Annotated in this window: 12 protein-coding genes and 1 tRNA gene; 7 read left to right on the forward strand and 6 right to left on the reverse strand. The window is 69.9% G+C overall.

Annotation, left to right across the window (positions count from 1 at the left end):
* The first annotated feature begins 24 nt into the window (after window positions 1-24).
* The 3 genes from JW364_RS11435 (at window position 25) to JW364_RS11445 (ending at window position 2,338) form a co-directional block, all read left to right on the forward strand.
* Window positions 25-843, forward strand: a complete 819-nt coding sequence (locus JW364_RS11435) for a DUF3105 domain-containing protein (RefSeq protein ID WP_058252744.1) — start codon at window positions 25-27, stop codon at window positions 841-843.
* A 76-nt stretch (window positions 844-919) separates the two neighbouring features.
* Window positions 920-1,828 (forward strand): DUF305 domain-containing protein, encoded by a 909-nt coding sequence (locus JW364_RS11440; protein WP_165630231.1) that lies wholly within the window; start codon window positions 920-922, stop codon window positions 1,826-1,828.
* 81 nt (window positions 1,829-1,909) lie between these two features.
* Window positions 1,910-2,338, forward strand: coding sequence for a cyclopropane-fatty-acyl-phospholipid synthase family protein (locus JW364_RS11445; RefSeq protein WP_205333589.1), 429 nt, complete (start codon window positions 1,910-1,912; stop codon window positions 2,336-2,338).
* Window positions 2,339-2,657: 319 nt separating this feature from the next.
* Here the strand turns inward: JW364_RS11445 and JW364_RS11450 are convergent.
* The 4 genes from JW364_RS11450 to JW364_RS11465 all read right to left on the reverse strand — a co-directional run bounded on the left by JW364_RS11450 (window position 2,658) and on the right by JW364_RS11465 (window position 8,573).
* Window positions 2,658-2,733, reverse strand: a tRNA-Arg gene (locus JW364_RS11450).
* A gap of 55 nt (window positions 2,734-2,788) precedes the next feature.
* Window positions 2,789-5,779, reverse strand: a complete 2,991-nt coding sequence (locus JW364_RS11455) for an AAA family ATPase (RefSeq protein ID WP_205333590.1) — start codon at window positions 5,777-5,779, stop codon at window positions 2,789-2,791.
* On the reverse strand, window positions 5,776-6,966 hold the full coding sequence (locus JW364_RS11460) for an exonuclease SbcCD subunit D (RefSeq protein ID WP_068969917.1): 1,191 nt from the start codon (window positions 6,964-6,966) through the stop codon (window positions 5,776-5,778). Before JW364_RS11460 ends, JW364_RS11455 begins: the two co-directional genes overlap by 4 nt.
* A 50-nt stretch (window positions 6,967-7,016) precedes the next feature.
* Window positions 7,017-8,573, reverse strand: a complete 1,557-nt coding sequence (locus tag JW364_RS11465) for an MFS transporter (protein WP_065632830.1) — start codon at window positions 8,571-8,573, stop codon at window positions 7,017-7,019.
* Window positions 8,574-8,676: 103 nt separating this feature from the next.
* On the opposite strand from JW364_RS11465, the gene JW364_RS11470 reads away from it, so the two are divergent.
* The 4 genes from JW364_RS11470 (at window position 8,677) to JW364_RS11485 (ending at window position 18,451) form a co-directional block, all read left to right on the forward strand.
* On the forward strand, window positions 8,677-9,747 hold the full coding sequence (locus JW364_RS11470) for a glutathione S-transferase family protein (RefSeq protein ID WP_205333591.1): 1,071 nt from the start codon (window positions 8,677-8,679) through the stop codon (window positions 9,745-9,747).
* Complete coding sequence (locus tag JW364_RS11475; RefSeq protein WP_058252736.1) at window positions 9,744-10,502, forward strand: hypothetical protein; 759 nt, start codon at window positions 9,744-9,746, stop codon at window positions 10,500-10,502. The genes JW364_RS11470 and JW364_RS11475 overlap by 4 nt, the downstream gene beginning before the upstream one ends.
* Window positions 10,496-14,425: an ABC transporter ATP-binding protein gene (locus JW364_RS11480; protein WP_205333592.1), complete on the forward strand. Its 3,930-nt coding sequence runs from the start codon at window positions 10,496-10,498 to the stop codon at window positions 14,423-14,425. Before JW364_RS11475 ends, JW364_RS11480 begins: the two co-directional genes overlap by 7 nt.
* 183 nt (window positions 14,426-14,608) lie before the next feature.
* Window positions 14,609-18,451, forward strand: coding sequence for a multifunctional oxoglutarate decarboxylase/oxoglutarate dehydrogenase thiamine pyrophosphate-binding subunit/dihydrolipoyllysine-residue succinyltransferase subunit (locus JW364_RS11485; RefSeq protein WP_240198981.1), 3,843 nt, complete (start codon window positions 14,609-14,611; stop codon window positions 18,449-18,451).
* A 78-nt stretch (window positions 18,452-18,529) separates the two neighbouring features.
* Here JW364_RS11485 and JW364_RS11490 read toward each other — a convergent pair whose 3' ends face one another.
* Both JW364_RS11490 and JW364_RS11495 read right to left on the reverse strand, forming a co-directional pair.
* A complete protein-coding gene (locus JW364_RS11490) occupies window positions 18,530-19,828 on the reverse strand; it encodes a glycosyltransferase (protein WP_205333594.1) in 1,299 nt (432 codons plus the stop codon).
* Window positions 19,825-21,207, reverse strand: coding sequence for a hypothetical protein (locus JW364_RS11495; protein WP_205333595.1), 1,383 nt, complete (start codon window positions 21,205-21,207; stop codon window positions 19,825-19,827). The genes JW364_RS11490 and JW364_RS11495 overlap by 4 nt, the downstream gene beginning before the upstream one ends.
* Window positions 21,208-21,219 lie beyond the last annotated feature (12 nt).

A 21,219-nucleotide genomic window follows, 5' to 3' on the forward strand; every position in this document is an offset into this window, starting at 1 on the left:
GCAGTCGGATGAGGAAAGAAGTCAATGGCGCGCAAACCAGGGGCCAACGTCCCCAAGTCCCGCAAGCGAGCAGGATCCGTTCCCTCGGCGACGGGACGTCAGGTCGACTGGATGCTGATCGGCGCCGTCGTGGTGGTCATCGGCCTCATCGCCGGACTCGCGATCTACCTCGTCCCCAAGTTCAACGAGCGGCGGGCCGAACAGAAGGACGACTTCGCCGTGGAAACGGTGTCCGAGTTCGTGCCCTCACCGCAGAATCCCGATCCGTCGGCGAACATCCCGGGTGTCACGAAGCGCTACTACGAGGCCGCGCGGCACGTCACCGCGACCCAGCGTGTCGCCTACGACCAGTCGCCTCCGTTCGGCGGACCGCACGATGAGATCTGGGCGACCTGCACCGGCGTCGTCTACCCGAACCCGCTGCGGTCGGAGAACGCCGTCCATGCCCTCGAACACGGCGCGGTCTGGATCACCTACAACCCGGACACGATCTCACCGGAGGACCTCGACTACCTCAAGCAACTCGTCCGCGGTGAGCAGTACCTGTTCCTCTCGCCCTACCCCGGACTCGACCAGCCGGTGTCGCTGCAGAGCTGGGGACACCAGCTCAAGCTCGAATCCGCCCGCGATCCGCGCGTCAACCAGTTCATCACCGCGCTACGCCGCAACATGATGCCCGGGGTCTACCCGGAGAACCCGCAGACCGCCGCGTACCCCGAGACCCAGGCCACCTGTACCGCCATCCCCGGGTTCGATCCGTCGAACCCCCCGCCGGCCGACGAGGGTGAGCCCGGCCCCGACGCCGTCCCGATGGATGGCGGCAACCAGCAGCCCGCGGGCTGACGCGGGTTCCCACCCGACCAGGAGACCAGGTAACGGACCGGGCCGCACGCCCCGACGAGATCGGCGAGGACCAGCGATGACCGACAACAGCGACCGGCCCGAATCGCGGGACGGGACAACGACTCCCGAGGGTCCGGACGACACGGCCGAGCCGTCGTCGCGCCCACGGATCCTGCTCGCCCTGGGCGGCGCCGCACTCCTCCTGTTCGGTCTCGGCCTGGGACTGCTGATCCAGGCGAGCCTCGCCGACGACTCCACCGGCGACGATTCCCCGGCTGCGAACTCGGCGGCCGTCGGCTTTGCGCAGGACATGACCCGCCACCACGAGCAGGGTGTGGAACTGGCCGCCATCGAACTCGAACACGGCACCGACCCCGAGGTGCGGAGCATGGCGTTCGACATCCTCACCGCCCAGAGCAATGAGATCGGCCAGATGCAGTCGTGGCTGACGCGTTGGGGTCAGCCCGTCACCAACCCCGGCGCGACCATGGCGTGGATGGGCCACGGCGGTTCCGAGACTAACGGGCACGACCACTCCGATCCCGCGGATCACACCGCCGGCGGTCACGATCACGGCCACGGTGGTGACGGTGGTTCAGACCACGGGGACATGGACCACGGGGACATGGACCACGGAGACATGGACCACGGGGACATGTCGGCACCCTCCTCCGGCGCACCAGCGGCGGGTGCCGCGGACTCCGACGCCGAACAGCCGCCGATGCCCGGGATGGCGACGTCGGCGGAGATGCAACAGTTCCGCGCGATGCGGGGTCCCGAGGTCGACATCCGGTTCCTCCAGCTGATGCTGCGTCACCACGAGGGCGGTCTGCACATGATGGAATACGCCGCCGACCCGGCCAACGTCGAGCAGGCTTACGTCCGCGACCTGGCGTCGAGCATGAAACGGACCCAGGACAAGGAGATCGCCATCATCACCCAGATGCTGGCCCTGCGTGGCGCACAACCACTTCCGCTGAACTGAGCGCCCCCCACGGCGGGCACGCCGGTGAGGTGAGCAAGTTCGGTCGGGCCACGCGGCTCTCCAAACGGCGATGATGGCGGCATGCTCTCACCACGCCTCGCTGCCGCGGTCGACGCGTTGCCACTGGCCCCTGGTCTGCGAGTCCTCGAGATCGGCTGCGGGCCCGGGCCGGCAGCACGCGAGGTGGCGCGGCGGGTGGGACCCGACGGCTTCGTACTCGGCGTCGATCGGTCGCCTCAGGCCGTGAACGCCGCCCGCCGGGCCGCGGTCGCCGGCGGCTTCGGTCCGGACCGACTCGACTTCGACTGCAGCGCCATCGAGGACTTCGACCTCGGTGCGCGCATCCCGTTCGACGTGGCGTTCGCGCTGCGCGTCGGCGCACTCGACGGGCGACACCCCGATCTCTACGACGCGGCCGTGCGGTCCGTGGCCCGGGCCCTCCGATCGGACGGGGTGCTCTTCGTCGACGGCGGTGAACCGTTGCGGCGCATCGAGTTGCCGGTGGGTTGAGGCAGATCAGCACCGCGTGCGCGTGGAACTGTGGCGATCACGCCGGGGCTGTGGCACGCTGCTGCCCAGCGCCGCGTGCCGGTGGCGGACCGCATCAGGCATGGAGGCGCCGGGAGAGCCGTACGTGTGAGGGAACATCCTCCGGGCTGCTCGGTTCAGCAATAGGTATCGGTATCCGATACCTATTGCTGAACGCGGCAGAAGCCGCCTGACAATGGCACATACCCCGCCAAGCCCACCTGTTCAGCGCGGAGGCCAGGGATTATGGGATCGGGCCCCGGAGACTCCCGGGAAGAACGGCTACGCCGGTCAGTGCTACTGGTGCCCCCGATAGGATTCGAACCTATGGCCTTCTGCTCCGGAGGCAGACGCTCTATCCCCTGAGCTACGGGGGCTCATCGGGCGGGACTCAGCCTAGCGCACCGATCCGTCGACATCCCAATCGGCAGCTCAGGACACGCCGAGCGGGCTCTGCACTCGGACCGACGACCCGTGCTCGCCGCGGAGGACGTGCAGCTGGGCAGGGATTCGGGCCCGGAGTTCGTCAACGTGACTCACCACGCCGACGACACGCCCGCCGGCCCGCAAGTCATCCAGGACCCCCATGACGAGGTCGAGCGCCTCGGGATCGAGGGTGCCGAATCCCTCGTCGATGAAGATGGTGTCGAGCACGCGGCCGCCCGACTCCGCGGAGACGACATCGGCGAGTCCGAGTGCGAGGGCAAGCGATGCGAAGAAGGTCTCGCCGCCGGACAGCGTCGTCGTCGGGCGGAGCGCGCCGGTGTACTCGTCGCGGACCTCGATACCGAGGCCGCCACGCCGGCCCCGCACACCCGCGGCGTCGGTGTGGACGAACTCATAACGCCCCGAGGACATCTCGCGGAGACGCCCCGACGCGGCGACGAGGACCTCGTCGAGACGCGCGGCCAGCACGTAGGACCGCAGCGACATCCGGCGCGCGTTCTGTCCGCGCCCGCTGACCAATTCGGCGAGTCCCTGGAGTTCGGCGTGGCGTGCCTGCAGAGGCGCCAGGGCGTCGATGGCCTCCCAGAAGTGGGTGACGTACTCCTGGAGGTCGGCCGCCTGCCGGCCGGCCACGGCGTGTTCCTTCGCGGCGGTGTCCAGGCGGCGGCGGGCGGCATCACGGTCTGCGGTGAGCTGTTCGACATCCGGCTCCGGAGCCGACATCGCGGCGCGCACATCCTCGTCGGCGAGGGTCTCCTCGGCAGCGGCGCGCAGACTGGCGGCCTCCTGCAGCAACGTGTCCCACGCCGCGATCTGCTTGTCCGGGGCGAATGCCGCTCGGACGGCGGCGACATCGTCGAACCCGGCGTCGGCACACGCCGCGGACAATCGATCGGTCGCCTCGGCGACCCGGTCCCGCGCTCGCGCAGCTTCTTGCCGGGCGTTCCGGTGACGACGTGTGCGACGGACCAGCTCGGCGAGTTCACGGCGCCGCTCGGCGACCCCGCCGCGTCCGCCGGTTGCCTCCCGGACGGCCTCATCGAGCTCGGTGAGGTTCTGCCGCAACGCGGTCACCCGCTCGCGACGGGCGGACTGGGCCGACTCGTCGTCGGCGAGGGTGGTGCGCCACCCATCGACCTCGGCGTCGATCCGATCGACCGCCGTCTGCAGCGCGGGTAGTCGCGACGCGGCACGTTCCGCGGCAGCCAGTTCGGCGCCCACCCGGGCGAGGTCGGCGTCGACGGCGTCGGAACGAGCACCACCGATCACGGCGGCGAGATGCGTACGGCGTTCGACGAGAGCCGCCACCGCGGATTGCGCGATGGCCTTGATCGCGCTCGCCCGCTCCTCGGCGGCCGCTGCCGCGTCTTCGTAGGCTGTGACCTCGGACGCCGGGGCGTCGCCGTCGTCGGTGGCCGGTCGAGGGTGCGTCTCTGAACCACACACGACGCAGGGTTCACCCTCGACGAGCCCGCCCGCCAGTTCCACTGCCATCCCGGCGAGGCGACGCTCGCGGGCGTCGAGCACGCGCTCCCGCGCAGCGGCATTGGCGTCGCGGGCGTCGAGCAACTCCTTCTCCGCGGTCGCGAGCCGGACCAGCACCTCGTCCCGGTCGGTGAGTGCGTCGCGTACGCGGCGGAGTGCGTCGCGCTCGGCCCGGAGTTTCGGGCCCTGCATCCGCAACTCCCCCGCTTCCGCCAGTGCGGCGACGGCCTCGGCGCGACGGCCCGGCGCGGCGTCGAGCAGGGTCCGGGTCTGGGCAGTGCGGCGGTCCGCCTCGACGATGGCCGAGTCCAGGGTCTGGATCTCGGCGACCAGAGCCGGCCGCTGCGCGACGCGTTCGGCGAGGGGCTCCCACCGCCCCGACTCCTCGGTCCAGCGGTCGATCGCCGCATCCAGGCGTGCGTCGAGATCCTCGTCTGACCCGCCGGCGCACAGAGACTCACCCTCCGGCAGCGCGCACAGCTCTGCGTGCGCACGCGTGACGGCCTGCTCGGCGACCGTGAGTTCGCGAGTGACACGGTCGGCGTCGTCGGCGAGCGGCACGATGGGCGCCGCCTGCAGGGCCTGCCGACGAGCCTGTGCCGCCGCGCTCAGAGCGGCTTCGCCGTCCGCGAGCCGTGCGAGTCGCTCGGTGGCCGCACGCCCCCGGCGACGCAGCTCGGCGAGCCGGCTCCCGCTCTCGTACGCGGCCTGCGTCTGGTCGGCCGCGGCCTGCGCCGCACCTGACTCGAGGCGCATGCGCTCCGCGGCGGTGCGCGCACGCTCGAGACATTCCTGCGCCCAGTCGAAGTCGGGTTCGGCGGTCGGTTCGACCCCGCCCACCGCCACGATCTGACCGGCGACCCGGTCGAGCACGGCGGTCTGTTCGGTCAGCTTCGCCGCGCTCTCCCGCGCGCGGTCACGCAACCACTCCTCGAGGTCACCGAACCGCTCGGTGTCGAACAACCGCTCCAGCAGCGCTTCCCGCTCATCGGAGTGCGCGCGCAGGAATCGGGCGAAGTCGCCCTGCGGCAGCAGGACCACCTGGAAGAACTGATCGGCACTCATCCCCAGCAGCCGGACCACGGCGTCGCCGATCTCGGGGATGCGGGTCAGGTCGGGTCCGGATCCGTCGACCCACACGAGCGTCGCCCGAGCGTTCACCTTGCGGGTGCCGTCGCCGCGCTTCTTGGGTCGTTCGTGTTCGGGCGACCGCGTGATCCGGAGTCGGCGGGACGCGATCGTCGCCTCGAGTTCGACCTCCGGGATGTCCTCGGCCGCAGCGTGATCCGAGTGCAGGCGCCGGTTGGTGTCGCGCACGCCCGGTACCCGACCGAACAGTGCGAAGGCGACCGCGTCGAGGACCGTGGTCTTGCCGGCGCCGGTCTGGCCGTGCAGCAGGAACAGTCCGTCACCGCCGAGGTCGTCGAAGTCGACCGTGATCTCGTCGGCGAACGGACCGAAGGCCCGGACGCGCAGACGGTGCAGCCTCATGCGGACTCCGCGACGATCGCCTCGATGTCGAACAGGGTCAGTTCGGCCGCATCCGATTCGGGTTCGCCGACCACGGCGCGGAGTGCGCGTTCGAGGAGCACCCGCTCCCCCTTCGTCGGCTCGTCGCGTACGTCCTCGATGAACGATGCAACGATCTCGGCGTCGGTCCGGCCGCGCACGCGGGAACGGTAGTCGACGCCGGAGCCGGAATGCGGCCGCTCCCACTGCACATGGACCGCGAACGGGAACCGCTCGCGCAGCCGACGCATCGCGTCGGTCGGGCGGACCGGGTCGGTCAGCGTCACCTCGACGTAGTGGTCCTGCGCCGCGGCGTACCTTTCGTCGGTCAGCAGGTCGCCGAGAACGCCGGTGAGAGAGCTCAGTTCGCGGACGACGGGCAGCTCGTGTGCGCGGACCTCGGCGACGCCGTCGGCGTCGAGATCCACCACCAGGGCCGCCTTCCGGTGGGTTCGCTCACCGAAGGAGTACGGCAGCAGCGAACCGCTGTAACGGACCGTGTCGGTGACACGTTGCGGCGAGTGCAGATGCCCGAGGGCGACGTAGTCGGCGCCCGAGAACGTCTCGGCGGGAACCGTTTCCACCCCGCCGACACTGATCGAGCGCTCCGAACCGGAGGCCGCGGCCCCGCTGACGAAGGCGTGGGCGACGACCACGGACCGAACCCGGCGCGCAGTCAGATCGGTGCGGACGCGAGTCATGGCGGCGTCGAGGACAGCGGTGTGCCCGCCGATCGACTCGACGCCGAGGTGGCGTCGCGCGGTGTCGGGTTCGAGATAGGGGATGCCGTAGAACGCGACGTCTCCGTGGGCGTCCGACAGGATGACCGGACGGTCGATGTCGGCGATCGAGGTCCGCAGATGCAGGCCACCGGCGGCGGCGAATCCCGACCCCGCACCGAGGCGGGTGGGCGAGTCGTGATTGCCCGAGGTGACGACGATCTGCGCTCCCGCAGCGGCGATCTCGGCCAGGCCCTCGTCGTACACGCGGACCGCGTCGGCGGACGGGACGGACCGGTCGTACACGTCACCGGCGACGATGACGGCGTCGGCCGACTCCGCGGCGACCAGTGCGGCCAGATGCGACAGTGCGCGACGCTGGTCGGCGAGCAGCTCGACCCCGTGGAACGTCCGGCCCAGGTGCCAGTCGGAGGTGTGCACGATCCGCATGGGCGCAACCTTACGGTCGGGTGCCGACAGATCGTGGGACGCGCGCTCGCCTACGCCGTCGACCCCGGCACCGACTCGGACCGACCGGCGTCGGCGCCCACCGCGTACGGGTCGACGACCTGCGGTGGGACCGTCTGATGCGCGGGCCGGACGAAGAAGAAGGTCGCCACGACGCCGATCAGCAGCGCGGCCGCGGGCAGGTAGAGCGACTGCCCCATGGCGGTCGCGAACCCCTCGCGCAGGAACTCCGGCAGTTGCCCGGCCGCACCGTCCTGGGCGTTCTCGGCGTCGACGCCGGGCAGCTCGGCCGCCAGCCGGGTCTGCAGAAGCGCTCCGATCATGGCGGAGCCGAGAACCGAACCGATGACCCGCAGGGTGTTGTAGACGCCGGCCCCGGCCCCGGCCTGATGCCACGGCAGATTGCGGGTGGCGGTCGCGGCCAGCGGCGCCCAGATACCGGCCGAGGCCACACCCATCAGGCACAACGGAATCACGATCAACCAGACCGGGGTCTCCGGGCGGGCGACGAAGCCCAACCACGCGATGGCGATCGCGTTCAGCAGCAGTGCCGAGGACACGATCGTGCGCGGGTGGACGCGATCGACCACCCGGCCCACGATCGGAGCCAGGACACCGGTCAGCACCGCCATCGGCACCAGAACGACCGCCGACTCCGTCGGCGACATCCCGCCGACGAGCTGGAGGAAGAACGTCAGGGGGATCATCATCGCCGACACGGCGAAGCCCATCGACGCGATGCCGATGGTCGACAGCGAGAAGTTACGGTCGCGGAACAGCGACAACGGGACCAGGGGCTCGGTGCGGATGCGGGACTGCCAGTAGACGAAGACCCCCAGGACCACGACTCCGCCGACGATGAGCAGCCAGATCCAGGTATCCCAGTCGAAGGTCTCCCCCTCCTGGATGCCGAACACCAACGCGGACAGCCCCACCGCGGACAGGCCGACCCCGATCCAGTCGAACTGGTGGTCGTTCGTGCTCACCCGCGGGACGAGAACGGCCGCGAGGACGAGACCGGCGAGGCCGACGGGCAGGTTGATGAAGAAGATCCACTCCCAGCCGAACGCGTCGGTCAGCACGCCGCCGAGCAACGGACCGACGAGGGTCGCCACGCCGGCGACCGTGCCCCACACGCCCATTGCGGCGCCGCGCTTCTCGGCCGGGAAGATGCGAGTGATCAGCGCCATCGTCTGCGGGGTGATGAGGGCGGCGCCGACACCCTGCAGACCGCGGGCCGCGATCAGCTCACCGATCGACGACGACAGGCCGCACCAGAGGCTGGCCGCGGTGAAGACCGCCAGACCGAGCTGGTACATCGTCTTGGGGCCGAACTTGTCACCCAGGCGACCGGTGATCAGCAGCGGCACCGCGTAGGTGAGCAGGTACGCACTGGTGACCCAGACGACGCCGTTGACATTCGTGTCGAGGTCGGCCTGGATACGCGGCTGGGCCACGGCCACGATCGTCATGTCGACGAGGATCATGAAGAAGCCCACGCAGAGCGCCAGCATCGCGGCCCACGGGCGGCCGGTGACCATCTCGTCGATGCCCGCGTTCTGGCCGCGGGCGGCGTCGCTCGACTGCATTTCCTCGATGCTAGACCTGTCCGATTCGTGAACGGCCCGCGCGATCACGGGTTTCGCGGCAGCTCGGGGCGGGATGTCGCTCCGGATCATTACTGTGGAGCCCATGAGCACAGAGTCCGAGCAGAGCACCGCGTCCGAGGGCGAACAGGGTTCGTACGTGATGACCGGCGAGGAGTTCGTCCGGGACACGAAGTACATCGAGACCCGCATCACCGCCGACGGCCGGGACGGCTATCCGGTGGAGGCCGGTCGGTACCGGCTCGTCGCAGCCAGGGCCTGCCCGTGGGCCAACCGGACCCTCATCGTGCGGCGGCTACTCGGCCTCGAGGACGCCATCTCGCTCGGGCTGTGCGGTCCCACGCACGACAAGAACTCGTGGACCTTCGACCTCGACCCCGGCGGAGTGGACCCGGTCCTGCAGATCCCGCGACTCAAGGACGCCTACGAGAAGCGGATCCCCGGCTACCCGAAGGGGATCACCGTGCCGGCGATGGTCGACGTGCCGACCGGCGAGGTCGTCACCAACGACTTCCCGCAGATCACCATCGACTACTCGCTGGAATGGACCGCCTTCCATCGCGACGGCGCGCCGGAGCTCTACCCGGAGCGTCTGCGCGACGAGATCGACGAGGTCAGCCACGGCATCTACACGGAGGTCAACAACGGCGTCTACCGCTGCGGATTCGCCGGCAGCCAAGAAGCCTACGACGCGGCGTACGACCGGTTGTTCACCAAACTCGACGAGTTGTCCGAGCGGTTGTCGACGCAGCGTTACCTGGTCGGCGACACCATCACCGAGGCCGACGTCCGGCTCTTCACCACCCTGGCGCGCTTCGACGCGGTGTATCACGGCCACTTCAAGTGCAATCGGAGCAAGTTGAGCGAGATGCCGGTGCTGTGGGCCTATGCCCGGGACCTGTTCCAGACGCCCGGCTTCGGCGACACCACCGACTTCACCCAGATCAAACAGCACTACTACATCGTCCACACCGACGTGAATCCCACGCAGATCGTGCCGAAGGGCCCGGACCTCCGCGGCTGGCTCACCGCACACCATCGCGACGACCTGGGCGGTCGCCCGTTCGGTGACGGCACACCCCCCGGTCCCCCACCACCGGCCGAGGTCGTGCCCGCAGCGGACTGGGTACCGACGGAACGAGCGGCGGCCGAATGAAAGACAAGGCGTCACAGGGACTTTCGGCAGACCACGGCCGTACGCCCCCCGGCAAGGCCGTCGAGGTGACCGGCGGAATCCTGGACCGGGCACAGCGACTGCAGGCACCCGCGGTGAAGAAGTACGTCGATTCACTGCGGCGGAAGTACCCCGACGACTCACCCGCGCAGATCATCGAGCGGCTCGAGAAGCGTTATCTGAACGCGGTCACCGGTTCCGGCGGCGCCGTCGGCGCGGCGGCCGCGGTGCCCGGTGTCGGCACGATGACCGCGTTCGGGGCGATGACCGGGGACACGGCGTTCTTCCTCGAGGCGTCGGCCCTGCTCGCGCTGTCGATCGCCGAGGTGCACGGCATCCCGGTGCACGAGTCCGAGCGTCGCAAGGCCCTGGTCATGACCGTCGCGCTGGGCGAAGAGGGTGTGCTGGCCCTCGGTCGCGTGGTCGGCACCGGAGGCGGTGCGCTGCGCCGACTCGGTGGAGCCGCCCTGCCATCCGGTGCGATCACCAAACTGAACAAGACCCTGGTGAACAAACTCGTCAAGAAGTACGCGATCCGCCGGGCGCCGCTGATCTTCGGCAAGCTCATGCCCGCCGGTATCGGTGCGGTCATCGGTGGTGTGGGGAGTCGCGCCCTCGGCCGGAAGGTCGTCCACAACGCGCGCGAGGCGTTCGGGCCGGCACCCCGGACGTGGGTCATCGACGTCGACTTCAGTGAGGCACCCACCCCGGATCCGCTCCCACCCGGTTCGTGGTGACCGCGGCGGCCGCACCGTCCCCGCAGTCGGCAGCCACGCCCGGCTGGATCCGCCGGCTCGTCGGCGAGTCCTGGCGATACCGACGCGTCGCTGTCGTCACGATGATCTTCACCCTGGTCGCCGTCGGGGTGGACGTGCTGATGCCGCTGCTGACCAAGGCCGCGATCGACCACGCCACCGGCGTCGTCGACGACGGCCTCTCGCTACAGACCGTGATCGTCGCGCTGGTCGTCTTCGCCGTCGTCCGTTACGCCTGCCATCTCGGCCGGCGGGTGTTCGCGGGACGGCTCGCGGTGAACGTGCAGAACACGCTGCGACTCCGACTCCTCGACACCCTGCTGCACCTCGACGGCCGCAGCCAGCACCAGATCCGCACCGGACAGATCGTGTCCCGCTCGATCTCCGACATCCAGGTCGTCCAGAGTCTGCTGGCCATGGCGCCACTGTCGTTGGGCGCCGCGGTGCAGATGGTCGTGGCCCTGGCCATCATGGCGTACCTGTCGCCGCTCCTGACCGGGGTGGCGTTGCTGATCGCCCCGCTCATCGCCCTCGAGGTGTGGCGTACCCGGCGTCGGCTGTTCGCGGCGACGTGGTCGGCGCAGCAGGCCGCCGCCGACGTCGCCCAGCACGTGGAGGAGACCGTCACCGGCGTGCGGGTCGTGAAGGGTTTCGGCCAGGAGGAACGCGCGGTCGACGACCTCGTCACCCGGTGCCGGACGGTGTTCGCTCGCCGGCTCCGCGCCGCCCGGATCAATGCTCGATTCGCCCCGACCCTGGCCGCCATCCCGCAGCTGGGCATGGTCGGGGTAATCGTCGTGGGCGGCTACCTCACGATGACCGGCGCGATCACGGCCGGCACCTTCGTCGCGTTCAGCACGTACGTCGCCACCATGACCGGCATCGCCCGACTGCTGACGAACCTGATCGTCAACGCCCAGCTGGCGCGGGCGGCCGTCGAACGCGTCTACGACGTCATCGACCATCCCCACGATCCGGGCGACACCGCGACCGGCACGCTGCCCGACGGCCCCCTGGGCGTCGAACTGGACGGTGTGGGGTTCGCCCACCACACCCACGACGCCGACGACCCGCCCGCCGTGCTGTCCGGTATCGACCTGCGGATCGAGCCGGGCGAATGTGTGGCGATCGTGGGTCCGCCCGGTTCCGGCAAGTCGACCATCGCCGACCTGGTCAGCCGGTTCGAACGACCCGACATCGGAACGATCTCGCTGCTCGGCGCCAGCACCGGTGACGAGCCGTCCCGGTACCGGATCGACGACCTCGCGCCCGAGGCGCTCCACCGTGCCGTCGCCGTCGTGTTCGACGAGCCGTTCCTGTTCTCCGACACCATCACCGCGAACATCGCGATGGGCCCGGCAGCCGCCGGGGCCGACGCCGCCGACCGGGTTCGGGCGGCAGCCGCCGCGGCCGACGCCGCGGAATTCGTCGAGGCGCTCCCCGACGGATACGACACCGTCATCGGCGAACGCGGGCTCACTCTGTCGGGCGGGCAGCGTCAGCGAATCGCCCTGGCCCGCGCCCTGTTCGCCGACCCCCGCATCCTCGTGCTCGACGACGCGACGTCCGCAGTGGACGCCACCACCGAGGCGCGCATCCTGGGCGGGCTCCGCGACCGCCGCGCCACGATGCTGGTCCTCGCCCATCGACGTTCGACGCTCGTCCTCGCCGATCGCGTCGCGGTGCTCGACGACGGCCGGATCACCGCGCTGGGGACGCTCGCCGAACTCGAGGCGACCTCACCGCGCTTCCGCGAGCTGATGTCGAGCACCACGCAACCGGCGCCCGATGGCGTCCACGACGACATCCCCGGCGCGGCCCCGGTCGCCGACACCGCGCCACCGCTGCGCGGACCGGGCCCGACCGAGATCGAGAGCCTGTGGCCCGAAGTTGCTTCCGACTCGATCGACGTCGCGGCCCGGACCTCTCCGGCGATGGGGGCGGGCTCACGGACCGGTCGCGGCGGCGGCGTGGCCAGCGCTCTCGGTTCGATGCCGGCCACCCCCCGGCTCCAGGCCTCGGTGGACGCGCTCCCGCCTGCGGTCGAGCGGCCAGAGGTCGACGTCGCCGCCGCCCGACGCGAGAACCCGGTCTTCACCCTGCGCGGACTCCTCGCGCCGGTCCGGTGGCTGCTCGCCGCCGCACTGCTCGCCATCGCCATCGACACGCTCGTCGGCCTGGCCTTCCCGAGCATCGCCCGGGCGGTCATCGACTCGACCGGACACACCGAGGGGTCGACCCTGATGTGGGCCGCGGTCGGCGGCGTCGTACTGGTCGGAGTCGGCTGGGTCGCCGCGTCGTCGATGGCGATCACCTCGACCAGGGCCGGCGAACGGGTGCTGTTCGGACTGCGGATCCGCAGTTATGCCCACATCCAGCGCCTCGGACTCGACTACTACGAGCGCGAGCTGTCGGGCCGGATCATGACCCGGATGACGACCGACATCGACGCCTTGTCGACGTTCCTGCAAACCGGACTGACCTCGGCGATCGTGGCGGTGCTGACGCTCGTCGGCGTCAGTGTCGCGCTCCTGATCACCGGCCCGCTGCTCGGACTCCTGGTGCTGCCCGTCTTCCCCCTCCTGATCGCCGCGACGGTCGTCTTCCGCCGCGTCGCAAGCCGCGCCTACACGCGCTCGCGCGAACTGATCAGCGTCGTCAATGCGGACTTCCAGGAGAACATCGCCGGCATCAAGACCACGCAGACCTACCTGCGCACCGACGACGCCCAGGCCCGGTTCGCGCGTCGCTCCGGAGAATGGGTCGAGGCCCGGATGGTCTCGCAGCGGGCGATCGCCTCGTACTTCCCGCTCATCCAGCTCATGTCCGACATCGCGACCGCGATCGCGCTGGGCGTCGGCGCCGGGCAGGTGGCGTCGGGTTCGCTCTCGGCGGGCACACTCGTCGCCTTCGTCCTCTACCTGACGATGCTGTTCGGTCCGGTGCAACAGCTCTCGCAGGTCTTCGACGGCTACCAGCAGGCGGCCGTGGGGCTCCGCCGGATCGGCGACCTGCTGCGCACGCCGAGTTCGCTGCGCACCTCGGCGAGAGCCGAGTCCCCGCCACACGGCGGGTTCGACGGCGTCGTCGACTTCGACCGGGTCGGATTCCGCTACCAGGGTTCGACGACGGATGCGCTGTCCGCCGTCGACCTGCACATCCCGGCCGGGTCGTCGCTCGCCCTGGTCGGCCGGACGGGTGCCGGCAAGTCGACGATCGTCAAGCTGCTGGCGCGCTTCTACGATCCGACCACCGGACGGGTACTTGTCGACGGCACCGACATCGGTGACTACGAACTCGCCGGATATCGGCGGCGGCTCGGCCTCGTCCCGCAGGAGCCGCACCTGTTCACCGGCACCGTCGCCGAGAACATCGCCTACGGCCGGCCCGACGCCGATCGGGCCGCGATCGTCGACGCCGCCGCCGCGGTCGGCGCACTGCGCATGATCACCGCCCTGCCCGGCCGGATGAACCATCCCATCGGGGAACGCGGCCAGGGGCTGAGCTCGGGCCAGCGCCAACTCATCGCACTGGCCCGGGCCGAACTCGTCGAGCCCGATCTGCTGCTGCTCGACGAGGCGACCGCGACCCTCGACCAGGCCACCGAGGCGCAGGTCCTCGCCGCCGGACGGGCGGTGACCCGGCACCGCACGTCGGTGATCGTCGCCCACCGACTGGCCACGGCCGCCCGCGCAGACACCATCGCGGTGGTGGACGGCGGACGGATCGTCGAACTCGGAACACACGAGGAGCTGCTCGCGTTGGGACAGAGGTACCGCGGCTTCTGGGATGCCGGTGTCGATCCCGACGAGCCGGCGGTGCCCCGCCCCGACTCACCCGCTCCGACCAGCGCACGGAGGGCCGCCACGGCGGTCACGCGGGCCACCTCGGAACTGACTCCGTAGTAACAGGTCGGTAGGTGTGAGCGAGTCGACGACGCGTAGCATCGTCAGGTGGTTCACCGATAGTCTCCACAAGAGACGACGCGTGGCAGAGAACCCGGCACCTTCAGGGAATTGAGGCGAGATACCGCTGTGAGCAGCAGTTCGATTTCAGACTTCGGACAGAACACGTGGCTGGTCGAGGAAATGTACCAGCAATACCAAGAAGACCCGAACTCGGTCGACCCGAGTTGGCACGAACTACTGAAGAACTACGAACCCGGCGACAACGGTGGCTCCGCCCCGGCCGCCGCTCCGCCCTCGAATTCCGCAAAGCCCACTGCCGCAAAGACTTCGGCCACCACAGCGGCCACCTCGTCCTCCTCCTCGACCACGAGTGCGTCGACCAACGGGTCGGCACGCAACACCTCCGCGCCGGCCACCGAGACCACGCCGCGCAAGCAGGTCACCCTGGATCAGACCCCGGCGCGCACGGCACCGCGCAAACCCACCCCCGCCAAGGAGTCGACCGCCACGAAGGCGGCGTCGGGGCACAGCGTCGCCAGCCGCGACGGGTCGGCCCGCTCGCAGCCCAAGCCCGAGGCGGGCAAGACCGCCGCGCCCGAGGCCCAGAAGTCCGGGTCCGCGAAGTCGGACGCACAGAAGTCCGAGAGCGCCGACGGCAACAAGGTCCTGCGCGGTCCCGCCGCGGCCATCGCGAAGAACATGGCGCTGTCGTTGGAGATCCCGACGGCCACCAGCGTCCGTGCGGTGCCCGCCAAGGCGATGATCGACAACCGGATCGTCGTCAACAACCACCTCGCGCGGACCCGAGGCGGCAAGATCAGCTTCACCCACATCCTGGGTTACGCGATCGTGCAGGCCATCAAGGCGTTCCCGAACATGAACCGGCACTTCGCCGAGATCGACGGCAAGCCGAACGTCGTCACACCCGCGCACACCAACCTCGGCCTGGCCATCGACCTGGTCGGCAAGGATGGCAACCGCACCTTGGTCGTCGCCGCGATCAAGGAATGCGAGACGATGGGCTTCGCCGAGTTCTACACGGCGTACCAGGACATCGTCCGTCGCGCCCGCGACGGCAAGCTCGGCGCGGCCGACTTCTCCGGCGTCACCATCTCGCTCACCAACCCGGGCACGATCGGCACCGTGCACTCGGTGCCGCGCCTGATGAAGGGCCAGGGCGCCATCATCGGCGCCGGCGCGATGGAGTACCCGGCGGAGTTCCAGGGCGCGAGCGACGAGCAGATCGCCGAACTCGGCGTCGGCAAGCTGATGACCCTGACGTCGACCTACGATCACCGGATCATCCAGGGCGCGGAGTCGGGCGATTTCCTCCGCACCATCCACGAGCTGCTGATCGACGACGCCTTCTACGACGAGATCTTCACCGCGTTCCACGTGCCCTACGAGCCGATCCGCTGGCGTCGCGACCTGCCCGCCGGCCTCGTCGACAAGAGCACCCGCGTCCTCGAGCTGATCGCGGCCTACCGCAGCCGCGGCCACCTGATGGCCGACATCGATCCCCTCATGATGGACAGCGATGCGCGCAGCAGCCATCCGGATCTGGACATCCAGAACTACGGGCTGACGCTGTGGGATCTCGACCGCAGCTTCAAGGTCGGCGGGTTCCACGGCCAGGAGAAGATGAAGCTGCGGGACGTGCTGTCGATCCTGCGCGACGCGTACTGCCGGCACGTCGGTGTCGAGTACACCCACATCCTCGAGCCCGAGCAGCAGAAGTGGCTGCAGGAACGCGTCGAGATCAAGCACGTCAAGCCGCCGGTCGGTGAGCAGAAGTACATCCTGAGCAAGCTCAACGCCGCCGAGGCGTTCGAGACGTTCCTGCAGACCAAGTACGTCGGGCAGAAGCGCTTCTCGCTCGAGGGCGCCGAGTCGGTCATCCCGATGATGGACGCGGTGATCGACCAGAGCGCCGAGCACAGCCTCTCCGAGGTGGTCATCGGCATGCCGCACCGCGGCCGTCTGAACGTGCTCGCCAACATCGTCGGCAAGCCGTACTCGAAGATCTTCACCGAGTTCGAGGGCAACCTGAACCCGTCGCAGGCGCACGGATCGGGCGACGTGAAGTACCACCTCGGCGCCGAGGGCAAGTACTACCAGATGTTCGGCGACAACGAGATCAACGTGTCGCTGACCGCCAACCCCAGCCACCTCGAGGCAGTCGACCCGGTGCTGGAGGGCCTGGTGCGCGCCAAGCAGGACCTCATGGACGAGGACGATCGGTTCCCGATCCTCCCGCTCATGCTGCACGGCGACGCGGCGTTCGCCGGTCAGGGTGTGGTCGCCGAGACGCTCAACATGGCGATGCTGCCCGGTTACCGCACCGGCGGCACCGTGCACATCGTGGTGAACAACCAGGTCGGCTTCACCACCGCACCGGAACACTCGCGCTCGACCGAGTACTGCACCGACGTGGCGAAGATGATCGGCGCACCGATCTTCCACGTCAACAGCGACGACCCCGAGGCCTGCGTCTGGGCCGCGAAGCTCGCCGTCGACTACCGCCAGGCGTTCCACAAGGACGTCGTCATCGACCTCGTGTGCTTCCGCCGTCGCGGACACAACGAGGGCGACGACCCGTCGATGACGCAGCCGGCGATGTACGAGGTGATCGACACCAAGCGCGGCGTCCGCAAGAGCTACACCGAAGCCCTCATCGGCCGCGGTGACATCTCGACCAAGGAGGCCGAGGACGCTCTGCGCGACTACCAGGGACAGCTCGAGCGCGTCTTCAACGAAGTCAAGGAACTCGAGAAGTTCAGTGTCGAGCCGTCGCCCTCGGTCGAGGCCGACCAGACGCTGCCGACGAAGTTGGTGACCGCGGTCGACAGCAAGACGCTCGAGCTCATCGGCGACGCGTTCGTCAACGTGCCCGACGGTTTCACCCCGCACCCGCGTGTGAAGCCGGTCCTGGAGCGTCGCGCCGAGGCCGCCCGCAAGGGCAACATCGACTGGGCGTTCGCCGAACTGCTGGCCTTCGGGTCGCTGGTCATGGAGGGGCGCACCGTGCGTCTGTCCGGCCAGGATTCGCGCCGTGGCACCTTCACCCAGCGCCACTCGGTGCTCATCGACCGCAGCACCGGCTCGGAGTACACCCCCCTCAACCACCTGCAGCCCGCAGACGAGGAGAGCAACGGCGGCCGGTTCATGGTCTACGACTCCCCGCTCTCGGAGTTCGCGGTCGTCGGGTTCGAGTACGGCTACTCGGTCGGCAACCCGGACGCTCTCGTGGTCTGGGAAGCGCAGTTCGGCGACTTCGTCAACGGCGCGCAGTCCATCATCGACGAGTTCATCTCGTCGGGTGAGGCCAAGTGGGGCCAGCTCTCCGACGTCGTGCTGCTGCTGCCGCACGGTCACGAAGGACAGGGACCCGACCACACCTCGGGCCGCATCGAACGGTTCCTGCAGCTGTGCGCCGAGGGTTCGATGACGGTGGCCCTGCCGTCGACGCCGGCGAGCTACTTCCACCTGCTGCGCCGCCACGTGCTCGACGGCATCAGCCGTCCGCTCATCGTCTTCACCCCGAAGTCGATGCTGCGCAACAAGGCCGCGGTGAGCCCGGTCGAGGACTTCACCGAGGACAAGTTCCGTTCGGTGATCGACGACCCGCACTTCCTCAAGGACGGCGCGGACCGCAGCAAGGTGAAGCGCGTCCTGTTGGTGAGCGGCAAGCTCTACTACGAACTCGCCGCGCGACGCGACAAGGAGAAGCGCGACGACATCGCGGTCGTGCGCATCGAGCAGCTCTACCCGGTGCCGCACCGCCGCCTGCGCAAGACGCTCGAGCAGTACGGCAACGCGAGTGAGTTCCGGTGGGTCCAGGAAGAGCCCGCGAATCAGGGTCCGTGGCCGTTCCTCGGCCTCTGGCTGCCCGAGGTGCTGCCGGATGTGCTCGGCGGACTGCGCCGGGTCTCGCGCCGCGCGATGTCCGCGCCGTCGTCGGGATCGAGCAAGGTCCACGCGGTGGAGCAGCAGGAGATCCTCGACGAGGCCTTCGGCGAGTAACCTGCCAGACGACGCCTGCGGCCACCGACCCGAGAGGGTCGGTGGCCGCAGTCGTCTGAGCGGTCGTGGGTGCCGGTTCTAGGTCAGCCGGGCTTCGCAGATGTCGGCGGCCGCCGCGACGGCCTTGTCGGCGGGCGTCATCCGGCGGGCGAGAGCAGCAGCGGCCAAACGGGTTCCGTCGTCGAACAGGACCGCGAGACCCGCGCGCGCGTCGTCGTCGGTGAAACTCGACAGCCGGACGGCCGCCCCGACGCCCAGGGCACGGACCCGTTCACCCCAGAACGGCTGATCGGCGGTGACCGCGCAAACCAGGGTGGGGAGGCCGGCCCGCAGACTCGCCGCGGTGGTGCCGGCGCCGCCGTGATGGACTGCGGCCGCGCATCGCGGCAGGACCGACGCGTGGTCGACACCCGCGACGTAGAACACGTCCGGGTCGTCGGGATCGACTCCGGTCGGATCTCCCATGGCGATGAGGCAGCGCACCCCCTGGGCACGGGCGGCTGTCCGCCAGCGGGCGATCAGAGCCTCCGGGTCGAGGATCGGCATGCTGCCGAACGTCACGAACAGCGGAGCTTCGCCGGCGGCCAGCCATCGGCCGAGATCGGTTGCCCCGGCGTCGATCTCGGAGATACCCGCCCGGCTTCCCGCGGGCAGGTCGAAGAATCCGACGACGGGTTTGCGATCGTCCCACTCCGCGGCGAGGCCCGGAACCATCTCCGCATCGTAGGCCTGGATCTGGGGGATCCCGGAGGCGTTCAGCCGCACCGGCAGCGGTCGCCGAGCCCGGTCGAGCCCGAGTCGGCGCCGGAACCGATTCTCGTTCCATCCGGTCGCGGCCCAGGTCAACCGGTCGGCGAGGCGCCAGGAGCGCCGCTTCCACTCCGGCGACCATCTGTCGGTGAGTCCCGGTACGGCGCCGAGGAGTCCGTTCTCCGACATCGGGCCGTATCTCAGCACGGTCAGCGGGATGCCCAGATGTTCGGCGACCGCCAGCCCGCGGTCCTGGCACAGCGGCGCGACGACGAGGAGGTCGGTGTCGTGCAGCGGCGCCGTACCCGCGATGAAGAGTCGCTCGAGCGCGGCGTCCAGGGCGTCGAATCCGCCGCGGACCGTCCGCAACGCAAACGCCATCCGCGCCAATGGGTTACGACTGTTGCGCGCCGACCGCGCGTCCTCCGACGACCACGCGGTGTCGGAGTCCAGACCGATCTCGTGGACGTCGCGGACGCCGGTGGCCCGCGCGAGGCCGGCCAGGTTCGGCGGGACGAGGGCGCTCACGCGGTGGCCGCGCACCTGGAGTTCGAGGGCGAGGCAGATACCGGGCTGGATGTCGCCCCGGCTGCCGTACAGAATGATCGCGATGTGTGCCGGCGTCACCAGAATCGATGTCCGATCCGCCAGGCGGTCAACTCGTCGGCGATCAGTGTGCGCAGCCGGACGGGATCGCCGAAATCGTCGGGGTCGATGCCGAAGAACGTGAGCGTGACGGTGTCGCCGTAGGTGACCGCCCAGGCGGCGACCGCCGGGCCGCGTTCGCGCCGCTCCTGGGCGGGCATCCCCTGCATCACCGCGCGGATGGCGAACCGGGACGCCGTGTGACCGCCGATCCGCATCGCCGAGTCGGGCGTGGCCCCGAGATTCGACACGGTGGTGTCGGGTCCGGGAATTCCGCGCATCAACCGACCGATGAGTCGTCTCGGCAGGATGCGCACGATCGGCTGCAGGTTGTCGGCGGCCTGATCGGCCCCGGACTCGGCGTAGTCGACGAAGGCCCGTTTGCTCGATGACCGGATGGCGGTGAGGTCGGTGTCCGGCTCGACGCGGTCGGCAAGGCGGATCCACACCCCGCCCGACGCATTGGCGCGGTTGTCGTCGTCGCCGTCCCGCTTGCTGACCGCTATGCACACCTTCATCGGACCGTCGAGCGGGCGACCCGAACGGTGCACGATACCGGCGAGCAAGGCGGTGAACAGGGAGTTGCCGGTGCCGCCGTGCTCGGTGGCGCGCGCCGCCCATTCGGTTGCCGAGACGTCGACCGTCGCCAGCGTGGTGTCCGGCTCGGGCGCGGACCGCGGTCTCGACGGACGCGTGGTGCGCGACGATCCCGGCGCGGATCGGGTGTCGGCGGACCCGGTGTCGGTGCCTCGCGCCGCCCGGGCCTCGCGGATCAGGATTCGCGCTGATCGGGCGGCTGCGCGCACCGACTCGGCGGCGTCGGCGGCGTCGGCGCGGACCGCCTCCCAGGAGTGTCCGCTGACGGGAGCGGGCAGACCGGCGGTGCGGCCCGCCGCGGCGTCGGCCACCAGCCGGTAGAGGCCGTGACCGTCGGTGATCATGTGGGAGGCGAGCAGGGACACCGCGCGCCCGCCGCCGCGGATCCGGGCCGAGTCGAGCTGCCAACCGGTTCCCCGCACGGGATCGAGACGGCTCGCGCGGAGGACGGCGTCGGCCCACTCCCCGACGGCGTCGGCCTCGACGACCGCCACCGGCCCGGGTCGGACCGGCATCGTCGATCGCACCCAGCGGTGCCGGGCGAACGGGACCCGACGGCGCGACACCGCACGATGCAGCGGCCCGGCCGCGAGTCCGGCGCACAACGACTCGATCGCCGCGTCCCCCGGGTCGTCGTCGAAGACCCAGGTGATCTGGATGGGCGCACCCATCCCGAACAGTTCCGCGACGAGCAGGTACGACTCGTCGGGGCCGGTCACGCGGAGTACCTCGGCGGGACGGGTGTCGGTTGCCGTTGCCGTCACGTGTGCTCCTCA

It is taken from the genome of Gordonia sp. BP-119 (assembly GCF_016924115.1).
In the GTDB taxonomy this organism is placed as follows: domain Bacteria; phylum Actinomycetota; class Actinomycetes; order Mycobacteriales; family Mycobacteriaceae; genus Gordonia; species Gordonia hongkongensis.